General features: G+C 50.3%; 1 protein-coding gene and 1 pseudogene. Both read left to right on the top strand.

Annotation, left to right across the window (positions count from 1 at the left end; translation table 11 throughout):
- A pseudogene (locus FEM01_RS23980) lies at positions 1 to 940 on the top strand (T6SS effector BTH_I2691 family protein); the annotation flags it as partial.
- A 2-nt stretch (positions 941 to 942) separates the two neighbouring features.
- On the top strand, positions 943 to 1576 hold a 634-nt coding region (locus FEM01_RS23975; RefSeq protein WP_138221886.1), incomplete at its 3' end, for a DUF6708 domain-containing protein.

Genomic DNA, 1576 nt, shown 5'->3' with positions numbered 1-1576 from the left:
GGCTACGCAGAAGGCCGTGATGCTGAGATTGAGTTCGACAGCGCCGGGGATGGGGTTTGGTAATGGCGTGGTCAAGTTCCTGAGCAGTAATCTTTTTGCGCGATTGGCAGGCTATCCTGCAATAATTTTTGGCTTTTCCTCGGACGCCTTTAAAGCTTGGCGCCAAAACGAAAACGGAAACTCAGCTGCCGCCGCATACACATTCACGGGCGGGGTAACCACGGCCATTGGTTCTGCGGTCATTCTTGAGGCCGGGCTTGCAATAGCAGGGCCCACGGTATTCGTCCCCTTCGCCGGGTGGGCCGCAGCAGCATTGGTGCTCGCGGGAGCAGCGATCCTTGCTGGGGGCCTGTATCTTCACGCCAAAGCACATGAGCGCCTTCACAGTCCGATTGAGCTATGGACAGCACGTAGCATCTTTGGCAATCGCATCAATGATGGAGAGATTCGTTCTGAAATCATTCTGGATCATTACAAAAAACTTCCTCCATTTCACTCCTTGCACGCAGAAATCAAAGCTTGGCATGATGAACACTATAGGCCAAGACTATTATCAGCCAAGGAAGCGCAATCACTTGGCGTAACTAATGTCGATACTCAATGGCACCAACACACTCACTGGAATCAGCCAAATTGGTCAGCTATAAAATATAAGTATGCGATCACGTCTGAAACCACGGCTGAGTTCACAGTACTGCTGCCGGGCTTCGCTATAGGCGCCAGCCAATGGTCAGGAGGTTCGAGCAGCCTTCGTGACGATGGAGGAATCGACGTATTTCCAATCAATCCTGCTGCCTACGTTGTAGACGCCGGCTTGATCCTTCATATAAAGCTCACGCTGCACCACCAAAACCATGTCTCACTTCATCTCGCCTACAGCGCCAACCAAGGACTTACCGAAGGTGCTGAGATTCATTCTAACTTTCATCTAGAGCGCTGATCATGGCAACTATATGGCTATTCAACTCAACCTCATGCTCAGGGTATAAACCCGCAATTGGTGGTCAGATATTGAGCGTATCCGAAAACACTCTGCACCTGCATAACCCTTGGGTAACAGACTCCATATTTATGGGAAAGCTGTACTGTGCAGCAATTGTCACTTTGATGATTGGCCTCTATCCTATTTTGTTGTCCGAAGAAGCCTGGAATCCTTATACTCTCAATCCGATATTGATCATCGGCACAGCACTAGGACCTTTCATATTTCTCCCATTTCTCATTTATCGAATATTTCTCATCAAAGGCTTATCAAGCGTTTGCTTCAACCGCTCAACAAAAAAAATCTACTACCAACGTTTCAGAAGGGTATTCGTCTTCGAATGGCACAATACCGGAGGGGGGCTTTTCAAGCGCACAGAGTTTGGTGGCTCATCCTTCAGCACCTCCTATGCACTCGCATTCGCCCCCCGTCGAGAAGACGGCAGCCTCCATCAAAAAGACTGTCTTTGGGTCGACAGCAACGAGCCTACCGAACCCGGCACCAAACACGTCGCCGAAGTCTGGGAATACCTTCGCCACTTCATGAACCACGGCCCAGCCAAACTCCCTCCTCCCGGCGAACCCAACTGGTGGC

Source organism: Pseudomonas mosselii, from assembly GCF_005796105.1.
Taxonomy (GTDB): Bacteria; Pseudomonadota; Gammaproteobacteria; order Pseudomonadales; family Pseudomonadaceae; genus Aquipseudomonas; species Aquipseudomonas mosselii_C.
The sequence above is the reverse complement of the archived record's forward strand: the minus strand, read 5'-3'. Positions and strand labels throughout refer to the sequence as shown.